At 69.1% G+C, this 18657-nt stretch carries 20 protein-coding genes and 1 tRNA gene; 11 read left to right on the forward strand and 10 right to left on the reverse strand.

The annotated features are described in order from the left end of the window. The 4 genes from RWO82_RS03630 to RWO82_RS03645 all read left to right on the forward strand — a co-directional run. The coding region (locus RWO82_RS03630) for a hypothetical protein (RefSeq protein ID WP_314423460.1) at positions 1-867 on the forward strand (867 nt) is incomplete at its 5' end. A 5-nt stretch (positions 868-872) separates the two neighbouring features. Beyond that, a complete protein-coding gene (gene rsfS / locus RWO82_RS03635) occupies positions 873-1253 on the forward strand; it encodes a ribosome silencing factor (protein WP_201470043.1) in 381 nt (126 codons plus the stop codon). A gap of 1 nt (position 1254) precedes the next feature. Then, entirely contained in the window at positions 1255-1944 is a 690-nt protein-coding gene (locus RWO82_RS03640; protein WP_314423464.1) for an SDR family oxidoreductase, read from the forward strand. A gap of 102 nt (positions 1945-2046) precedes the next feature. After that, the gene (locus RWO82_RS03645) at positions 2047-2331 is read left to right on the forward strand and encodes a hypothetical protein (protein ID WP_314423467.1); all 285 of its coding nucleotides are present in this window, start codon (positions 2047-2049) and stop codon (positions 2329-2331) included. 42 nt (positions 2332-2373) lie between these two features. Here RWO82_RS03645 and RWO82_RS03650 read toward each other — a convergent pair whose 3' ends face one another. The 6 genes from RWO82_RS03650 to RWO82_RS03675 all read right to left on the reverse strand — a co-directional run bounded on the left by RWO82_RS03650 (position 2374) and on the right by RWO82_RS03675 (position 6599). Beyond that, positions 2374-2559 carry a hypothetical protein gene (locus RWO82_RS03650; protein ID WP_314423470.1) on the reverse strand — a complete coding sequence of 62 codons (186 nt, stop codon included), beginning with the start codon at positions 2557-2559 and terminating at the stop codon, positions 2374-2376. Between the two features lie 120 nt (positions 2560-2679). Then, the gene (locus RWO82_RS03655; RefSeq protein WP_314423473.1) at positions 2680-3810 is read right to left on the reverse strand and encodes an AI-2E family transporter; all 1131 of its coding nucleotides are present in this window, start codon (positions 3808-3810) and stop codon (positions 2680-2682) included. Positions 3811-4018: 208 nt separating this feature from the next. After that, on the reverse strand, positions 4019-4642 hold the full coding sequence (locus tag RWO82_RS03660; RefSeq protein WP_314423475.1) for a hypothetical protein: 624 nt from the start codon (positions 4640-4642) through the stop codon (positions 4019-4021). Next, complete coding sequence (locus RWO82_RS03665) at positions 4639-5499, reverse strand: endonuclease/exonuclease/phosphatase family protein (protein WP_314423477.1); 861 nt, start codon at positions 5497-5499, stop codon at positions 4639-4641. Before RWO82_RS03665 ends, RWO82_RS03660 begins: the two co-directional genes overlap by 4 nt. Continuing rightward, the gene (locus RWO82_RS03670; protein ID WP_314423480.1) at positions 5496-6308 is read right to left on the reverse strand and encodes a glycosyltransferase family A protein; all 813 of its coding nucleotides are present in this window, start codon (positions 6306-6308) and stop codon (positions 5496-5498) included. The genes RWO82_RS03665 and RWO82_RS03670 overlap by 4 nt, the downstream gene beginning before the upstream one ends. Before the next feature lie 218 nt (positions 6309-6526). Beyond that, positions 6527-6599 (reverse strand) — tRNA-Ala (locus tag RWO82_RS03675). A gap of 119 nt (positions 6600-6718) precedes the next feature. Between RWO82_RS03675 and RWO82_RS03680 the strand changes: the two genes are divergently transcribed. From RWO82_RS03680 to RWO82_RS03695, 4 genes are all read left to right on the forward strand, one after another. Continuing rightward, the gene (locus tag RWO82_RS03680; protein WP_314423483.1) at positions 6719-7159 is read left to right on the forward strand and encodes a GNAT family N-acetyltransferase; all 441 of its coding nucleotides are present in this window, start codon (positions 6719-6721) and stop codon (positions 7157-7159) included. A 57-nt stretch (positions 7160-7216) separates the two neighbouring features. Then, the gene (locus RWO82_RS03685) at positions 7217-8287 is read left to right on the forward strand and encodes an NAD(P)-binding domain-containing protein (RefSeq protein ID WP_314423486.1); all 1071 of its coding nucleotides are present in this window, start codon (positions 7217-7219) and stop codon (positions 8285-8287) included. 114 nt (positions 8288-8401) lie between these two features. Then, positions 8402-9058, forward strand: a complete 657-nt coding sequence (locus RWO82_RS03690; protein ID WP_314423489.1) for an SDR family oxidoreductase — start codon at positions 8402-8404, stop codon at positions 9056-9058. A gap of 5 nt (positions 9059-9063) precedes the next feature. Further along, positions 9064-10308, forward strand: coding sequence for a glycoside hydrolase family 3 N-terminal domain-containing protein (locus RWO82_RS03695; RefSeq protein WP_314423491.1), 1245 nt, complete (start codon positions 9064-9066; stop codon positions 10306-10308). Between the two features lie 20 nt (positions 10309-10328). Here the strand turns inward: RWO82_RS03695 and RWO82_RS03700 are convergent, their stop codons facing one another. From RWO82_RS03700 to RWO82_RS03710, 3 genes are read right to left on the reverse strand one after another with little or no spacing between them, the layout of a single operon-like run. Next, positions 10329-11195: a 3-methyladenine DNA glycosylase gene (locus RWO82_RS03700; RefSeq protein ID WP_314423493.1), complete on the reverse strand. Its 867-nt coding sequence runs from the start codon at positions 11193-11195 to the stop codon at positions 10329-10331. Between the two features lies 1 nt (position 11196). Then, positions 11197-12222, reverse strand: a complete 1026-nt coding sequence (locus tag RWO82_RS03705) for a phosphatase domain-containing protein (protein ID WP_314423496.1) — start codon at positions 12220-12222, stop codon at positions 11197-11199. A gap of 4 nt (positions 12223-12226) precedes the next feature. Continuing rightward, entirely contained in the window at positions 12227-12904 is a 678-nt protein-coding gene (locus RWO82_RS03710) for a DedA family protein (RefSeq protein ID WP_314423499.1), read from the reverse strand. Positions 12905-12945: 41 nt separating this feature from the next. Here RWO82_RS03710 and RWO82_RS03715 point away from each other — a divergent pair, with 41 nt between their 5' ends. Together RWO82_RS03715 and leuS are read left to right on the forward strand one after the other, a co-directional pair. Continuing rightward, entirely contained in the window at positions 12946-14262 is a 1317-nt protein-coding gene (locus tag RWO82_RS03715) for an anthranilate synthase component I family protein (protein WP_314423502.1), read from the forward strand. Positions 14263-14295: 33 nt separating this feature from the next. Beyond that, the gene (leuS, locus tag RWO82_RS03720) at positions 14296-16872 is read left to right on the forward strand and encodes a leucine--tRNA ligase (protein WP_399540708.1); all 2577 of its coding nucleotides are present in this window, start codon (positions 14296-14298) and stop codon (positions 16870-16872) included. A 78-nt stretch (positions 16873-16950) separates the two neighbouring features. Here leuS and RWO82_RS03725 read toward each other — a convergent pair whose 3' ends face one another. Beyond that, entirely contained in the window at positions 16951-17538 is a 588-nt protein-coding gene (locus tag RWO82_RS03725) for a TetR/AcrR family transcriptional regulator (protein ID WP_314423508.1), read from the reverse strand. Between the two features lie 118 nt (positions 17539-17656). On the opposite strand from RWO82_RS03725, the gene RWO82_RS03730 reads away from it, so the two are divergent. Beyond that, positions 17657-18643: a chlorophyllase/cutinase-like alpha/beta fold protein gene (locus tag RWO82_RS03730; RefSeq protein WP_314423511.1), complete on the forward strand. Its 987-nt coding sequence runs from the start codon at positions 17657-17659 to the stop codon at positions 18641-18643. The last annotated feature ends 14 nt before the right edge of the window (positions 18644-18657 follow it).

Raw genomic sequence — 18657 nt, forward strand, 5'->3', positions numbered from 1 at the left:
GAGCTCGAGCGCGCGCGGTCGGGCTCGGTCGCACCCGCCACCGATGACGCACCCGTCACCGATGACGGTGCGGACAGCGATGACGAGAATTCCGATGACGCTCCCACCGCCCACGAGGCGACGGATGCCGAATCGCCCGCCGAGATCCAGCCCGCGCAGTCGCCCGCCGCAGACATCGACGACGTGGACGACGACGTCGATGCGGAGATCGTGGTCGCCGCCCCCGTGAGCGCATCGTCCGGAGCCGACCGTGACGACGAGGTGTCGGTGATCCCCGAGGCGGAGGCCGTGGACGAGTCCGAGGCGGCCGCAGCCGCTGCAGACGACGCCTCAGCCGACGTCGAGGCGGAGGACGAAGAGCGACCCACCGTGAACTCGACGTTCGGCCAGGCAGTGCTGAGCGATGAGACCGAACCCGCGAAGCCGTTCACTCCGTCGTTCGACGAGCTGCTCACCGTGGGCGACTCGACGGGCTCGCAGCACCGCGGCGGAAACACACTGATCTTCAACCCGGCGCCCGGCGAGGGCTCGCTGTCGGGACCGGTCGCCTCGACGGGGGAGATCCTCGTCACAGGCTCGTACGAGCTTCCGCGGGGCCTCGGCTCTCAGGGACATGCTCACGGCACGACCGACGGCAAGGAGGCGGACGCCGTGCTCATCGACGGCGAGCTGCCGCCTGCATCCTCGCCGACGCCGATCGCAGCGAGTGCTGCGGTCAGCACCATCAAGCCCGCCGGAGAGGTCATCCGACCGCCGGCCCCGGAAAAGGGCAACAAACTCATGCTCATCCTCGCGATCGTGGCGGGTGGTCTCGCGCTCGCGCTGGGCGTCGCCCTGATCGTGGCCTTCACCACGAATGTGTTCTGAATCTGATGCAGTCACCCGAAAACGCCGTACACATGCTGCAGCTCGCTGCAGACGCCGCCGTCTCGAAGGGCGGTGAAGACCTCGTCGCGCTCAACGTGTCGGAGCCTCTTCCGCTCGTCGACATCTTCCTCCTCGTCACCGGAAACAGCGAGCGCAACGTCGCCGCCATCGCCGATGAGATCGAGGACAAGCTGATCGAGGCGGGCCACAAGCGCGTCCGCCGCGAGGGCCGTGCCGAAGCGCGGTGGGTGCTGCTCGACTTCGGCGATCTGATCGTGCACGTCTTCCACCAGGAGGAGCGGGTCTACTACGGTCTCGAGCGCCTGTGGAAGGACTGCCCGGTCGTCCCGTTCGAGGTCGCGGATCCCGCCGCGGATCGCGCCTGACGTGCCCCTCCACCTGATCACCGGAGCCGGATCCGGCATCGGCGCGGTCGTCGCCCGTCGCCTGCTCGACCGAGGCGATCAGGTGCTCCTCCTCGCGCGTGATGCGGGACGAGCGCGAGAGATCGCTGACTCCCTTCCCGGTGCGTCCACGATCGTGGGGGACCTGGCTCAACCGGGCCGATTGTCGTGGGCTCTGTCGAAGCAGGCATTGCCGGAGCGGATCGACTCTCTCGTCCACGCGGCCGGTGTCGTCGACCTCGGCCCCGTCGCCGACCTGCCCGCGACGCTGTGGGAGCATCAGCTCGCCGTGAACCTCGTCGGTCCCGCTGAGCTCACGCGGCTCCTGCTGCCCCTGCTTCGCGTCTCGCGGGGGAGGGTCGTGTTCGTCAATTCCGGCGCAGGGCTGCACGCCCACGCCGGCTGGTCTGCGTATGCCGCCTCGAAACACGGACTCAAGGCGCTTGCCGATTCGCTCAGGGCCGAGGAGGCGGAGCACGGCGTCCGCGTCACCTCGATCTATCCGGGGCGCACCGCCACTCCGATGCAGGAGCGCGTGCACCAGCAGGAGGGGCGTTCCTATGAGCCCGAGCGCTTCATCACCGCCGACTCCGTCGCGGCGACCATCCTCACGGCACTCGACCTCCCGGATGACGCGGCATTGACCGATCTGACGATCCGCCCGAGAGGCTGACCTCCCGAGGACTGCGCGACAAGCGCAAACTGTCAAGGCCCTATCGACTGCCTTCGAGTTCACGCATGCTGCATGCGGGGAGAAAGTCATGGAGGCCAAAGAATGTCCGGAGACCCAGAGCCCAGATATGTCCTGAAGCGGATCACGCCCTCGGAGTGGGTGATCAACGACCTGCGCTATGCCGCGGATGATCCTCGTCATGTCGTCGCGTGCGTCTACGAGTACGCCGAGACGGAGGTCGAGGTCGTCTGGCTGCGGGACCTGCCGCTCGCCGTGAGGTATGCCAACGCGCGCGAGGTGCTCGACGAAGTGGCACGTGTGCAGGACTCGAGCCGCGCGACGCGGCCGATCGCGATCCCGCATCTCCCGCCGTTACTGGCGAGATGACGAGACGAGGCAGGCTCCAGGGGAGCCTGCCTCGTCGTCGTCTCAGACGTCGCGCTGCTCGGCCGTGCCGTGCTCCGCGGCGATCCGATCGGCGTCAGCGCTGTCGATCTCGTCGGGATTCGCATCCGCGTCGAGCGCGGGCTCTCCGTCGACGTCCTGACGCGGCACGCTGTCGTTCGGGTCGCCGTCGTCCGGGATCGGCACCAGTGGGGGAATGGGTGTGGACATCGTCGTCTCCTCTCGTGTGGGTGGCCCTCACGGTAGAGCCGGCGAGCGGCTCGCGGCAGATGCTTGACCGCCGCGCCCGCAAGGAGTAACGGGCGGCCGACGCATGCGGGCCCCGGCCGTTCAGACCGTCTCGGGACGCTTCTTCCGGAACGGACGGGCCGGCAGGTGCGGCCCGTCCCAGACCGTGATGATGCCCCAGGCGACCGCGGCGATCGGCACCGACAGCACCGCGCCGACGATTCCACCGAGGATGGTCCCCGTGGTCAGAGCGAGCAGGATGACGAGTGCATGCAGCTTGAGAGAGCGGGCCATGACCACCGGCTGCAGGAAGTTGCCTTCGAGCTGATTCACGAGCACGACGATGCCGACGACGATCAACGCCGAGAGCGGACCATGAGTCACCAGCGCCACGAGCGCCGCGAGGATGCCGGCGGCGGTCGCTCCGACCAGCGGGATGAACGCGGTGAGGAAGACGATCACGGCGAGCGGGAGTGCGAGTGGGATCTGGAGGATCGCGAGGCCGACGCCGATGCCGACGGCGTCCGCCGCCGCCACGATCGAGGTTCCGCGGACGTAGCCACCGAACACGTCCACGGTCTTGTCGCCGATGCGGCGAGCACGTGCGTAGCTGGCACCGGTGAAGGGTCGCAGCATGAACTCCCAGATGCGCGGCCCGTCCTTGAGGAAGAAGAACAGGACCACGATCATCAGCGCGAGACCGGTGAAGAAGCTCGCCGTCGCCGAGACGCCCGCGAGCGCACCGCGACCGAACGAGGCGCTGGTGAGGAACTCGCCCGCGCTCGCCCAGAGGTCGTCGAGATCGATCGCCGCGATGTCGAACGGCAGCGTGTCGAGCCAGGCCGTCACCTGGGAGATGCCGTCGGACGCCGACTCGACGAGGTCGTCCCACTGCGATCTCACGGTCAGCACGATCACCCAGACGACACCGCCCAGGATGGCCAGGATGCCGATCAGGGCGATCCACGTCGCAAGGATCGACGGCACGCCGCGTCGCCGCATCCACGCGACCAGCGGATGGATGGCCGAAGCCAGGATCAACGCGATCGTCACAGGGATGAACACGAGCGACAGCTGCGTGATCACGAGCACGCCGACGGCCACCACGGCGAGCACGGCGAGGATCTGCACGCTGCGGGTCGCGACGAGACCGAAGCCTCGGGCCCAGAGGCTGTCAGCGACCGGACTCGTCGAATCCGCTGTCATCGGCTCCGGTCGTCGGAACAGTCCCATCGCGTGCGCCTCCTGGTCGCGCCGACGCCGGAATGACGAACGATCGCCCCGTCTTTCTATCCAGGCCTGCCTCCGATGGCAAGCCCCTGGCGCGCGGGTCGCGTAAGTCGCGCCATTCCTGTATGGCGCCTGTGCGGCGACGGCAGAGGGCACAGGCGCGTCTCGCCGGTGGCCGACACCGGCACCGCTCGGGTGCGAGATGGTTCGTTCAGGTGAGGGGTGCGGTCGCGGCAGTGCGAACCCGTGCGCGCCGCCCCACCGGAACGAGCGCGAGAAGGATGCCGGCCGCGATACCGCCGACACCTCCCAGCACCATGTCGCCGATCGTGTCCTCATAGGTGACGAAGATGTCATCGCTGAGATATCTCCAGCCGAGCCACTCGATCATCTCCCAGACCGCGCTGATCGCGAGCGCGACAAGCGGGACGAGGGTGACCGGTGTTCGACGCCGCCGCGAGGGCCCGCTGTCGTCGACTGACGCCACGAGGGCGACGACGCCCGTCCGGGTGAGGATGACGGCGGCGATGACCGCCAGCACTCCGGTGCAGAGGAAGTGCAGGACGAGATCCCAGCCGGTGACGGTGCGGTAGAGGTCGAAGACGTTGCTCCACGCCGCGACGAGCACTGTCGCACAGGCGGTGATGTCGAACCAGGCGGCGAGGCCCAGCATCCGGGGGAGCATGAGCGCGGGCAGAGCGAGCGCGGCGATCCCCGCATCCGTGGGTGTCAACCAGATTGCGGCGGCGATCGTCCCGAGCACGCCGATCAGGCGCAGCACATCGGCGAGCCAGTCGCCGGGCGTCGCCGGTGGTCGGAGGAAGTCGTCTTTCACCGTGTTCCTCCGATGCGCAGGATGCCGTGCACGGCCAGGTGGTCGGAAGGAGAGACTCCGTCGAAGCGCCGGGCGTCGATGGCCGCCGATCGGACGTCGATGTCAGGCGTGGTGAAGATCCCGTCGATCCGTCTCGCGCCGGTGCGAGGCCGCCGGTAGTTCGGGTGCGTGCCCCACTCCGGTGTGCGCCGCGTGTGCGCGGTCGTCCACGCATCGACCAACAGCCCACCGTCGCGCATCCGCTGCAGGATCTTCGAGCGGGGTCCGGCGTTGAAATCCCCGAGCACGATCGTCGGCAGCGCCCGGTCCCTGAGCAGCGAGTGGGTGCGGGAGACGAACCGGTCGCGGGAGCGGGCGGACATCGGATCGAGGTGCGCGTTGACGACGAGGAACACGGACCCCGTGCGTCGGTCCTCGAATTCGGCCCACACGAGGATCCTCGGGAACGGGGTTCCCCGGTCTCGGGACCCCTCACGGTCCGGCTCATCGGACAGCGGTTCCTGCCTCCACGTCCGCACGGTCAGTCGGGTGCTGTCGTACAGCAGCGGAGTGCCCTCGCCGCGGCCTTCGGGCCCGCGCCCGCGACCGAGGCTGCGGTAGGCGTCGCCCAGCGCATCGCGCACGGTCGGCATGGCGTGCGGCAGCGCCTCCTGGAGGGCGAGCACGGCTGGTCGGGTGGCACGCATCAGCGCCGAGACCGCCGGAGCTCTCGTGCTCCACCGATCCGCTCGCCGCTGCAGGGCGCTGTCCGTCGGACGACGGAGATTGAAGGTCATCACGTGCAGATCGTCGGGATCCATCGGTCCCACCGGCGTCCCGCCGCTCCTCGTGGGAATCGCGGGGTCGGATGCTGTCATGCGGCGATCCTCGCCGATGTGCGAACGAGCGTCGCGCGGCGATGTCGCGCGACGAGACGACGGCGCGCGACGACACGACGCCAGCGACGGGGAGGGAAGTCCTCTGGCCAGTGCATCATCACGCTCCGGAAACCTCGACGCACGCGGCGGCCGAAGGCGCCCTGAGTCAGCGGTCGCATCGACATGCCCATCGACGACCCAGGCAGCCGAGCGATCGTGAACGCGTCGCCGAGGTGGAACGCGAGGTCGAGGTCGTCGTGGACCTCGGCGTCTTCGCGGTGCACGTCACCCTTGACCTGGTCCCAGGCTGAACGGCGGAAGGCGAGGTTCGACCCGAAGAGCGGCAGATGCCCGAGCGCCACGCCGGTCATCGCCGCGTACGTGCCGAGATAGAGCAGCGCGAGCGGTGCGCGGAGAGCGCGGGGGCCGTCGGTGAAGTGCGCACGCCCCGTGAACGCCGCGACCTGCTCGGCGCTCGAGAAGGCGTCGCGCACCTCCGCTACCCAGGTCGGTGCCGGCACGCAATCGGCGTCGAGGCGCAGCACGAGGGCTCCCCGCGCGGCGTCGTATCCGGCTGACGCTGCGGCGGGAATGCCCGGCACGGGGCACGGGATGACGCGGGCGCCTGCGGCGAGCGCCATGGCCGCCGAGTCGTCGGTGGAGCCGTTGTCGACGACGATCACCTCGTCGGGTGGAACGGTCTGCGCGGCGAGCGCCTCGAGGCAGCGGGCGAGCAGCGGGGCATCGTCCTTGACCGGGATGACCACGGAGGTTCGGAGGTGCTCCGCATCGACCGACAGCTCTGGCATCCGTGCGCCTCCCGTGACGTCGCCCACACGGAGGTCCGCCCGTGCTCTTGTCCCACCCTACGGAGGATGCGGGATCGGCGTGGCCGGGTTGACGACGGTCTGTCGCGCCGCTAGCGCCTGGGAGCGCCGCGGCGGCGGGTCGTCGCGTCCGCGGATGGCTCCTGCTCACGGACGCCGAGAGATACAAGAAAACCCGCGATCTCTCGCGGGTTTCGTTGTGGACCTGAGGGGACTCGAACCCCTGACCCCCTGCATGCCATGCAGGTGCGCTACCAGCTGCGCCACAGGCCCAGAATCGCTCCGTGAACTCTCGAAGCAACTTGAACAGAGTACTACACGGATCGCGCGCAGCACCAATCCGCGCGCGTCTCCCGGGCGCGTCGCCGCGCTCGCCTGAATAGGCTGGAGACATGACGACGATCACCACCATCGCGGATCACGATCTCTCGGAGTGGTCGCGGCTGTGGGCGGGGTATCTCGCGTTCTACGGCTCCGACATCGCGAGCGACGTCACCGCGGACACCTTCGCCCGTCTCGTGGCGGACGACGACCTGCACGGTGCGATCGCTCGCGACGACGACGGTCGAGCCGTGGGCCTCGTGCACTGGCTGACGCATCCGGCGACGTGGAGCCGATCGGAGTACTGCTACCTCGAGGATCTGTTCGTCGATCCCGCCGCTCGTGGCGCGGGCATCGGTCGGATGCTGATCGCGCACGTGCGGAGCTGGGCCGCGGAGCAGGGGTGCGCGAAGGTGTACTGGCTCACTCAGGAGAGCAACCATGCGGCGCGGGGTCTGTACGATCGCGTGGCGACCCACACCGGTTTCACGCACTACCAGATCACGCTCTGACATCCTTCCCGTCGATGCCCGCGGAACAACATCGCCACCGCACGCGTTGATCCGAGCGTGAACCTCCTCGACAGCATCGTGATCGGCGCGGGACAGGCCGGTCTCTCGGCGTCGTTCCACCTCACACGCCTGGGCGTCTCTCACGTCGTGCTCGACGGTGACACCGAACCCGGGGGAGCCTGGCGGCACCGCTGGGACGCGTTGACGATGCGTGACGTGCACGGGGTCGCCGAGCTCCCCGGCGATGTGGCGCCGCCGCGCGACGGGCGCCGAGCGAATGAGGCGGTTCCGGAGTACTTCGCCGCGTACGAGCGCGATCATGGTCTGCCGGTCGTACGACCCGTCCGCGTCGACCGAGTCGAGGACGAGCAGGGCGATCTCGTCGTGCACGCCGGGGAGAGGACGTGGCGCTCCCGCACTCTCGTGAACGCGACCGGCACCTGGACGCATCCGTTCCTCCCGCACTACCCCGGGATGGAGACATTCCTCGGCGAGCAGCTGCACACGGTCGACTATCCGGGGCCCGAGCACTTCATCGGCAAACGGGTGCTGGTCGTGGGAGGCGGCGCTTCCGCCGTGCAGTTCCTCGGTGCGCTCGCGCCGATCACCGACACGCTGTGGGTCACGCGCCGAGAGCCGGTGTGGCGCACCGACGACTTCACACCCGAGGCCGGCGCTGCCGCCGTCGCGCTCGTCGAGCAGCGGGTGGCCCGCGGGCTGCCGCCGGAGAGCGTGGTGAGCGTCACCGGCCTCATGCTGCGCGAGCAGGAGCGCGAGGCCGAGCGGCTCGGCGTCTACGCGGCTCGTCGCCCGATGTTCGCACGCATCGAGCCGGACGGGGTGCGCTGGGCCGACGGATCCTTCGAACGAGTCGACGTGATCCTCTGGGCGACCGGCTTCCGACCTGCGATCGCCCACCTCGCGCCGCTGCACCTGCGAAGCGAGTCGGGTGGGATCCAGCTCGATCGCGCCGGGCGGGGCACCACGGCCGTGAAGGACCATCGCATCCAGCTCGTCGGCTACGGCCCCTCTGCCAGCACGATCGGAGCCAACCGGGCCGGACGCTCGGCGGCGACAGGTGTGCAGAGGGCCCTTCGCGAGGCATCCGAGCGCAGCACGTCGGTCTGAGCAGCGCGGTCGCTCTCGGATGCCGCCGACCTCGACCGGAGTCCGGTCTTGCACGGTCGCGCACCGATCGCAACCCCACAGCGGCCGTCGGTACCGGAGCGTAGGGTGGAACACATGTCGCGCATCATCGTCTTCGGCGGTCACGGCCGCATCGCACTGCTTCTCGCACCGCTCCTCGTCGCCGACGGCGACGAAGTGACGGGCGTCATCCGCAACCCCGACCACGTCGCGGAGGTCGAGCAGACGGGCGCGCACGCGCTCGTCGCCGACGTCGAGTCTCTCGGGGTGAATGAACTCGCTGAGATCATCCGCGGCCATGATGCCGTCGTCTGGTCGGCGGGGGCGGGCGGAGGGTCCGCCGAGCGCACATATGCGGTCGATCGGGATGCTGCGATCCGCACCATGGACGCCGCCGTCGAGGCGGGAGTCCGCCGCTACGTGATGGTGTCGTGGATCGGATCGAAGGCAGACCACGGCGTGCCCGGGGACTCGGACTTCTTCCCCTACGCCGACGCGAAGTGGGCCGCAGACGAGCACCTGCGCGGCGCAGACCTCGACGGAACGATCCTGGGCCCGGGCACGCTCACGTTCGACGAGCCGACGGGGCGCATCGTCCTCGATCCCGAGGGCAAGGGAGAGGTGTCCCGTGCCGACGTCGCGCGCGTGATCGCCGTCACGCTGGGCACCCCGTCGACCTTCGGGCGCACGATCCGGTTCGGCAACGGCAGCGACGAGGACTCGGCTCCGATCGCCGATCTGCTCAGCGCCTGAGAATCATGACGCGTCGGATCCGGACGCGTCGCGGCATCTGCACGGCCGGGGCGGCTCTGCTCGGGATCGTCGCGCTCGCGATGCCGACGGCGGTGTCGGGCGGCCCCGCGGTCGCCGAGACCACGACAGCGACCCACGCCGGCACCTCGAGCACAGCGCCGGCAGGAGTCGGGATCCCGCAGACGATCGCTCCCGGTCCCCAAGAGCGCGCCGCCGAGCTCGTGGCGGACATGACGACGCGCGAGCAGGCGGCCAGCGTCGTGATGGGCCACATCTCGACGACCGACCCCGATGCGCTGCGCGCGTACATGGCTCAGGGGTGGGGCGGGTTCATCCTGATGGGCGGCAACATCCCGGCGAGTGACGACGAGCTGCGGGCCATCACGGCTGCCCTCGGAGCCGACTCCGAACTGCCACCGCTCATCGCGATCGACCAGGAGGGCGGCATCGTCTCCCGGCTCTCGGACGATGACTACCCCGCATCCCGGACGCTCAAATCAGAGCCGGTCGATCGCACGGCCGCCGCCTTCGCCGCCCGGGCCTCTCTCGTGGCACAGCACGACATCACCGTGAACTTCGGCACGGTCGCCGACGTCACCGCAGACCCCTCGTCGTTCATCTACGGTCGAGCGCTGGGCACCGATCAGACCTCCGCCGCCGAAAGGGTCGCCGCGGCCACCGTCGCGCAGGAGAGGTTCCTCGCGTCGACGCTCAAGCACTTCCCCGGGCACGGCGCCGCGCCGGGCGATTCGCATCACGCGATCCCGAGCACCGACGAGACGTGGGAGCAGTGGCGAGCTTCCGACGCGGTGCCGTTCATCGCAGGGATCGACGCCGGCGCCTCGCTGCTGATGTTCGGACACCTGGCCTACACCTCGGTGGATGCTGCTCCCGCATCGCTGTCAGCGCGGTGGCATGAGATCGCGCGCGACGAACTCGGCTTCGAGGGGGTGATCGTGAGCGATGATCTCGGCATGCTGCAGTCCTCGGGCGTCCCCGCGTACGCGGATCCCGTCGCGAATGCGGTCGCGGCGCTCACGGCCGGCACGGACCTGGTGCTCATGATCGCGGGATCGACCGACCAGACGGCGGGACAGATCGCCGACGGCGTGACAGCGGCGGTCGAGTCGGGTGCACTCTCCGCGGATCGGCTCGCGGACGCCGCGACACGGGTGATGGCGCTGCGGCTGCAGTCCAGCGCGGCGGGCGCGGACTGGGGCCTCTGCGAGGACTGCGAACCGGTCGGCTGAGGCTTTCCCGCGGGGCGCGCTCAGGCGGATGCGGTGCGCAGATCGGCTCCGCGCCACGCCTCCAGCAGTGCGGCGCGCAGCGTGGCACCCCGCTCGGCGAAGACGCGCTGACGACGCACGTACTCGGCTTTGCCCTCGGCGGTCTCGATGCGAACAGGGACCACACCCCAGGCGGACAGGTCGTACGGCGCCGCCTGCATGTCGAGCAGTCGGATCTCTCTCGCGTGCTCGAACGCATCCAGCAGCAGCTCGCCCGGTACGAGCGGACCGAGCTTGAGCGCCCACTTGTACAGGTCCATGCCGGCGTGCAAGCACCCCGGTTGTTCGAAGAGGGGCTGTTCGTCTCGGGTCAGCGATGCGCGGTTGAGCGGCACTGCCTCCGCGGTGAAGAAGCGGAAGGCGTCGAAGTGCGTGCAGCGCAGTTCATGGCGCTCGACCACCGCATCCGTGCCCGCCTGACCGAGGCGCAGGGGCACGGCATGGCGATGCTCATCCGCGCGATAGACCATCGCCCACTCATGCAGGCCGAAGCATCCGAACTGCCCGGGGCGGGAGGCTGTGCGTGTCAGCATCCGCTCGACGAGCGCGGCGAGTTCCGGCTTCTCACGGGCGAAGGCCTCGGCATCGGGCACCGCTCCTCCCGCGGAGACGCCGGGGGAGTACCAGCGCCAACTCGCACGTTCGGCCGCGTCTTCCAGCTCGACGCCGGCGCCGGGGTGCCACCGCCTCAACTGCGACGGCTTGTACGAGTAGTACGTGAAGAGGAAATCCCACACCGGATGCTTCTCCCCGCGCGCCGATCGTGCGCGGTGCTCGGCTGTGAGGGAGTCGGCGCGCTCCTGGTGTGCGGCCTCGCGCCGCTGCCACTCAGCCCGGGACAGGATCATGTCAGCGCAGGATGCCGGCTTCGCCGAGCAGATCGCGCAGACCCGCGCCGTCTTCGGCGCTCACCCACGGGGCGACGTCCTCGGAGTGCGGCTCGCGCCCGGCACGACCGCCGGCGAGCACGGCCTCGGCGGGAAGCAGACGCCGGATGGCGACACCGGCGACGGAATCCGGGTGCTCGTCCATGAACTGGGAGTAGATCGCCTCGTCGTGCTGTCCGTCGTCGCCGATCAGCAGCCACTTCATGTCGGGGAACTCGCCGGCCAGCCGTCGAAGGTTGGTGAGCTTGTGTTCGCGACCGCTGCGGAACCAGCGGTCGTGCGTCGGGCCCCAGTCCGTCAGCAGCATGGATCCGGCGGGGAAGAGGTGCCGCCCGAGGAACCGGGTCAGCGTGGGAGCGACATTCCACGCGCCCGTGGACAGGTAGATCATGGGGGACCCGGGGTGCTCGCGCAGCACCTGGTCGAGGAGCACGGCCATTCCGGGCACGGGCAGGCGAGCGTGCTCGTCGACGACGAAGGAGTTCCACGCCGCGATGAACGGTCGGGGGAGCGCCGTGACCATGACGGTGTCATCCACGTCGGAGACCACCCCGAAGCGCGTGGACTCCGAGACGATGAATGCGGTCGTCTCGACGGGCGCCTGGCCCTCGACCGAGAACGTGAAGGTCTGCCATCCCGGTTCGAGCGTCGACTCGACCACCGAGTCGATCACCCCGCCCCGGTCGGCGATGACATGATGCACCGAGTCGCCGATCTGCACGGTGACCTTCGCGAAGCTCACCGGGATGCCGACGAAGCTCCGCCACCCTCGGACGCTCGCGGGCTCGCCGTTCTTCGTGCGCCGCTGCGGAGGGACGATGAGCACGCGTCCGACGACGCGGACCCACCCCGGGCCGCCGTAACCGGGGAAGGGCAGGATCGTGGCCGTACGGCCACGGCGGCGCGCTCGTCCTTCCCGCCACACGTGGAAGCGGTGTTCGAGACGCGCGAACCAGTGGATCCGGGGCGCCGGGGGTGCGGGAGCCATTGCTTCAGTCTTTCATGTCCGCGTTGCTCTGCGTGCCGGTCTCGCCGCTCTCGAGGTGGCGGGACTCCAGACGCGCCAGCACCTTCTTGCCCACGTAGATCAGGACCAGGAAGAGAGCGATGATCCCCACGAAGATGTACCCGGCGAAATGCACGCGATCGACCAGCTCGCGGAAGCTTCCCGCCGCGAGCGACGTGATGCTGACGTATGCGGCCGCCCAGAGCAGACAGGCGGGTGTCGTCCACGCGATGAAGCGACGGTACGAGAAATGGCTCATGCCCACCGTGAGGGGCACGAGCGAGTGGAGCACGGGGAGGAAGCGGGACAGGAAGATGGCGATGCCGCCGCGACGAGCGAGGTAGTTCTCCGCGCGCACCCAGTTCGCCTCGCCGACGCGGCGGCCGATCCACGAGTGACGGATATGCGGACCGACCCAGCGTCCGAGCCAGAAGCCGATGCTCTCGCCGATCAACGCGCCGACCACCACGGCGAGCACCATGGCGGCAGCCTCGATCGGTCCGGAGACACCCATGGAGGCGATGATGACGATCGTGTCGCCGGGAACGATCAGACCGATGAGGATGCTCGTCTCCAGCATCACGGCGGCCCCGGCGATCAGCGTGCGCGTGACCGGGTCGATCGACTGGATCAGGTCGAACAGCCACAGCAGCAGGTCATCCACTCCTTGAGAATACGGGAGCACAGGAGGCCTAGGCTGAGAACGTGCCAGACCGTCTGACCGCTCGCATCCTGACCCGCGCGGTCGACCCCGAGGCACTGTTCCTCGCGCTCCACTCCGAGGCGGATGACATCTTCTGGCTCGATGCGGGGGCATCGGCGGTCGACGGCTGGAGCTATGTCGGCACGGGGGAGCCCTCGGCGGTTCCCCGCGGCGTGCGCATCGATGTCGGATCGACGACGGCCGCGGCGACACCGCCCCTGCACAGCGGCTGGGTCGGGTGGCTGGACTACGAGTCCGGTGCACGTGCGGCTGGTGCGCCGACGGCCGAGAGCGGGAGCGAACCGCACGAGGCCGGACTCCGCATCACCCGGATGGCCGCCTTCGACCACTCGACGGGTCGTGTCTGGGCCATGGCCCACGAATCGGGCCTCGACGACTGGGCCGCCTGCGTGACGTCCATGACGTCGGAAGGGGCGATGCACGTCGTCCCGCCGGCCCCGTCTCGCACGGCGGTCGCACGCGACACTCCCGGCGAGTACGCCGCGCTCATCGAGCGCTGCCGTGAGCTGATCCGGGCGGGCACCGCGTACCAGCTCTGTCTCACGACTCGCTTCTCCGTGCCCGGCGACCACGACGCCGTCGCAGCATATCGCCGTCTCCGGTCGGCCACTCCCGCGCACCACGGCGGGTTCCTGCGCATCGGGGACGTCGCCCTTCTGAGCGCCAGTCCCGAGCAGTTCCTGCATTCCGAGAGCGGAAGGATCAGCACGCGCCCGATCAAGGGCACGCGTCCGCGCGGGCGGGATGCGGCAGACGACGCCGCGCTCGCCGCAGAGCTCGCGGCAGATCCCAAGGAACGCGCCGAGAACGTCATGATCGTCGACCTGATGCGCAACGATCTGTCACGTGTCTGCGAGCCGGGATCGATCCGCGTCGACGCGCTCTGGGCGGTGGAGACGTATCCGGCCGTGCATCAGCTGGTCAGCACGGTGAGCGGTAGGGCCGCGCAGGGGACGACGTTCGGGGACCTGCTCGCAGCCGCGTTCCCCGCAGGCAGCATGACCGGGGCCCCGAAACTGTCGGCCATGACCGAACTGAGCGCGCTCGAGGGCGGGCCGCGCGGGATCTACTCCGGATGCTTCGGCTACGTGGGCGATGACGGCGCGATCGACCTCGCGATGGTCATCCGCAGCATCGTGCTCGACGGGCACGGCGCTCGGGTCGGAGCGGGCGGCGGAATCACCTGGCGATCGATCGCATCCGCCGAGGTCGCCGAGGTCGCCACCAAGGCGACCGCTCCGCTCGCCGCACTCGGCGCGGAAATGCCTGTCGCCTGGGCTTCCGATATCCTGAACTGATCCCCTTTTCCCTTCAGATTGGTCGTGTGTTCGTTGTCTGAGAACCTGTCCACCTCTCCCGTCGACGAGGAGTCCTCCTCGTCGCACGCCATCCAGGCCAAGTGGCAGAAGTACTGGGCGGAGAACGGCACGTTCCTCACCGGCGGCGACGACGACACCCGTCCTCGCCGATACGTGCTCGCGATGTTCCCCTATCCCTCGGGCGATCTGCACATGGGGCACGCGGAGAACTACCTCTACTCCGACATCGTGGCGCGCTTCTGGCGTCACCGCGGGCACAACGTGCTGAACCCGATCGGGTGGGACTCCTTCGGACTCCCCGCGGAGAACGCGGCGATCCGCCAGGGCGCCGACCCCCGCGAGTGGACGTACCAGAACATCGCTCAGCAGAAGGTCGGCTTCGAGGCCTACGGCGTCTCGTTCGACTGGAGCCGCGTGCTGCACACCTCCGACCCCGAGTACTACCGCTGGAACCAGTGGCTGTTCCTCAAGATGTCGGAGCGCGGACTGGCGTATCGGAAGAAGAGCCCGGTCAACTGGTGCCCCAACGATCAGACCGTGCTGGCGAACGAGCAGGTCGTCGACGGGCGCTGCGAGCGCTGCGGCTACGAGGTCGTCAAGAAGAAGCTGACCCAGTGGTACTTCCGGATCACGGACTATGCGGACCGGCTGCTCGACGACCTGAATCAGCTCGAAGGGCGCTGGCCGCACAAGGTGCTGCAGATGCAGCGCAACTGGATCGGTCGCTCGATCGGTGCCGATGTCGACTTCCGCATCGAGGGGCGCGATGAGCCCGTCACGGTCTTCTCCACCCGCCCCGACACGCTCCACGGTGCGACGTTCTTCGTCGTGGCCCCGGACGGCGATCTCGCGGCCGAGCTGGCCGGCGACGCCCCGGCCGAGGTGCGCGAGCGCTTCGAGAAGTACCTGGGCGACGTGCAGAAGACGACCGACATCGATCGTCAGTCGACCGATCGACCGAAGACGGGCGTCTTCCTCGAGCGCTACGCGATCAACCCGGTCAACGGCGAGAAGCTGCCGATCTGGGCTGCGGACTACGTGCTCGCGGACTACGGCCACGGTGCCGTGATGGCGGTGCCGGCCCACGACCAGCGCGACCTCGACTTCGCCCGCGCCTTCGACCTGCCCGTGAAGGTCGTGGTCGACACGACCGCTCCGATCACCGGAGCGATGCCCGTGATCGAGGTCGACGACGAGGGCGTGCCGATCGACACCGGTGCCGCCCTCGACGAGCAGAACCCTGCCACGACAGGCGTTGCTCTCACCGGCGAAGGACGGATGATCAACTCCGGCGCACTCAACGGGCTCTCGAAGCGCAACGCGATCACCCGCGCGATCGAGCAGCTCGAGGCATCCGGCACCGGACGTGCCGCCAAGAACTACAGGCTGCGCGACTGGCTCATCTCGCGTCAGCGCTTCTGGGGGACGCCGATCCCGATGCTCCACGCGGAGGACGGCAGCATCATCCCGGTCCCCGAGGACAAGCTGCCGGTCACGCTGCCGAGTGTGGAAGGCCTCGACCTCAAGCCGAAGGGCACCTCGCCCCTGGGTGGCGCCGAGAGCTGGGTGCGCACGGTCGATCCCGTGTCCGGCGAGCCGGTGCTGCGCGACCCCGACACGATGGACACGTTCGTCGACAGCTCGTGGTACTTCCTGCGGTTCCTGTCGCCGAACAGCGACACCATGGCGTTCGACCCTGCGCAGGCCGCGCGGTGGGCGCCCGTCGACTCGTACATCGGCGGCGTCGAGCACGCGATCCTGCACCTGCTCTATGCGCGGTTCATCACCAAGGTCCTCTTCGACATGGGCCTCATCGACTTCACCGAGCCGTTCTCGAACCTGATCAACCAGGGAATGGTGCTGCTCGACGGTCAGAAGATGTCGAAGAGCAAGGGCAATCTCGTGCTGTTCCAGGAGGAGCTCGACGCCCACGGCGCCGACGCGCTGCGGGTGGGTCTCGCTTTCGCCGGCCCCGTGGAGGACGACAAGGACTGGGCCGACGTCTCGACGACCGGGGCGCAGAAGTTCCTCTCTCGGGCGCTGCGCATCGCGCACGAGGTCTCCAGCCCGGTCGACGTCGTGTTCGCGGGAGGCGATGCCACGCTGCGCCGGACCACGCACAAGCTGCTGTCCGAGGCGCCGGGACTCGTGGAGCAGACGAAGTTCAACGTGCTGGTCGCGCGTCTGATGGAGCTCGTGAACGGCACACGCAAGACGATCGACGGCGCCGGGGGCGCGGGGGATCCCGCCGTCCGCGAGGCCGCCGAGACCGTCGCCGTGATGCTCGACCTGATCGCCCCGCACACCGCGGAGGAGATGTGGGAGGCGCTGGGGCACGAGCCCTCCGTCGGACTCGTCACCTGGCGTTCCGCCGACCCGGTGCTGTTGGTCGAAGACACCGTGACGGCCGTCGTGCAGGTCGGCGGCAAGATCCGTGCGCAGCTCGAGGTGTCTGCGCGCATCGGCGAGGCGGAGCTCGAGGCGCTCGCGCGTGCCGACGAGCGCGTGATCCGATCGATCGGCGATCGGGAGATCGTCAAGGTCGTCGTGCGCGCGCCGAAGATCGTCAGCATCGTCGTCAAGGGCTGATCTCCGCCGCCTTCATCGCCGGCTCACCGGCTCTGCACATCCGGCCGCCCGAGGGGTTCTTCCCTGGGGCGGCCGGAGTCAGTTCAGCACGCCCGAGATCAGCAGCTGCACGAGAGTGTCGGCCCTGTAGCGGGGATCATGGGCCGCACCGATGCAGAGGTTTCCGACACCTTTGAGCACGTTGTAGGCATCGACGGGCGGTTGCGCGTCGGTGCCTGCTCGGGCCGCCGCGAGCAGTTCGTCGCACACCGGCACGAGGCGCCCGACGAAGTAGGCATGAAGCGCGTCGGAGTCCGCGCCGTCTCCTCGGAGCGCGTCGGCGAGTCCGTGCTTCGTGACGAGGAACTCCACGAACATCGTGATCCACGATCGCAGGGCTGCTTCGGGTGTGGCGCTCTCGGTGAGCAGCCGTGGTCCCGCCTCTGCGCACGCCTCGACCTGATGCCGGTAGACCGCGACGACGAGCTCCGGTCGCGTCGCGAAGTGACGGTAGATCGTGCCCACGCCGACGCCTGCCTTCGCGGCGATCTCTCGCACCGGAGCGTCGACTCCGGAGGTGGCGAACACCGCTGCCGCCGCGTCGAGGAGCGCCTGCTGACTTCGACGTGGCCGACCCACCTGCGAGGGCCGCGAGGTCTGCGCTGTGTCGCTGTCCGTGTCATCCATGGGTCCACCTCGCCGGTCGATGAGCGTGCGGTTGCGTAACGGAACAAAGTTCCGTAACGTTGCGGAACGTCGCTCCGATAAACAGTATCGCAGAGCGCACCCGGAGAAAGGAATCGCAATGGCCCAGCCTCTCGTCGACGCACTGGACGGCATCATCGGAGCCGGGGCTCCGGTCGTCTCCGTCAGTCCCGTCACCCTGTCGGCCCCCGGTCGACCGGTCCCGCTGGAGGTGCGCGTGTCCGCGCCGACGTCCGGCTCGCGCCTCCCCGTGGTGGTGTTCTCGCACGGCAACGGGTGGAATCTCGACGGCTACGCGCCGCTTGCCGCGTTCTGGGCCTCCCGAGGATTCGTCGTGGTCCAGCCCACGCACCTCGACTCGCGCCGGAACGGCTTCGGGTTCGACCACCCGGTGTTCCCCAGGATCTGGACGGAACGGATCGCGGATCTCACCCGCATCCTCGACCAGATCGACACCATCGAGGCAGCCGTGCCGGGACTCGCGGGCCGCATGGACGGCAGCCGCATCGCTGCTGCCGGTCACTCCTGGGGCGGACAGACGGTGCAGTCGCTGCTGGGTGCGCGGATCCTGGACGACGGGGGCCGGGTCGGGGACGACATGTCCGACAGTCGCGTGATGGCCGGCATCCTGTTCGCGGCAACGGGGCTCGGCGGCGACGACCTGCATCCGTTCGCACAGGCGCACTTCCCGTTCATGCGCCCCTCGTTCGAAGAGCTCACCACCCCCGCTCTCGTCGTCGCAGGAGATCGCGATCAGTCGAAGATGTCGACCCGCGGGCCCGACTGGTTCACCGATGCCTACGCGCACAGCCCCGGCGCCACCGATCTCCTCACGTTCTTCGGTGCGGAGCACTCCCTCGGCGGGATCGTCGGCTACGAAGTGGCCGAGACCACGGATGAGAACCCGGAGCGCGTCGCCATCATCCAGCGGATGAGCACCGCCTACCTGCGGAGCGCCCTGCGGGTCGACGAGAACAGCTGGCACGCCGCCCGCGCCGTGTTCGACGAGAGCGCTGATGCGATCGGCCGCGCAGACAGCAAGCGATCACGCGGAAGCGCAGGTGCGGGGGTGAGATCGGCATCGTGACAGTCGCCTCCTCG

Origin of the sequence: uncultured Microbacterium sp. (assembly GCF_963521645.1) — a bacterium.
Classification (GTDB): Bacteria; Actinomycetota; Actinomycetes; order Actinomycetales; family Microbacteriaceae; genus Microbacterium.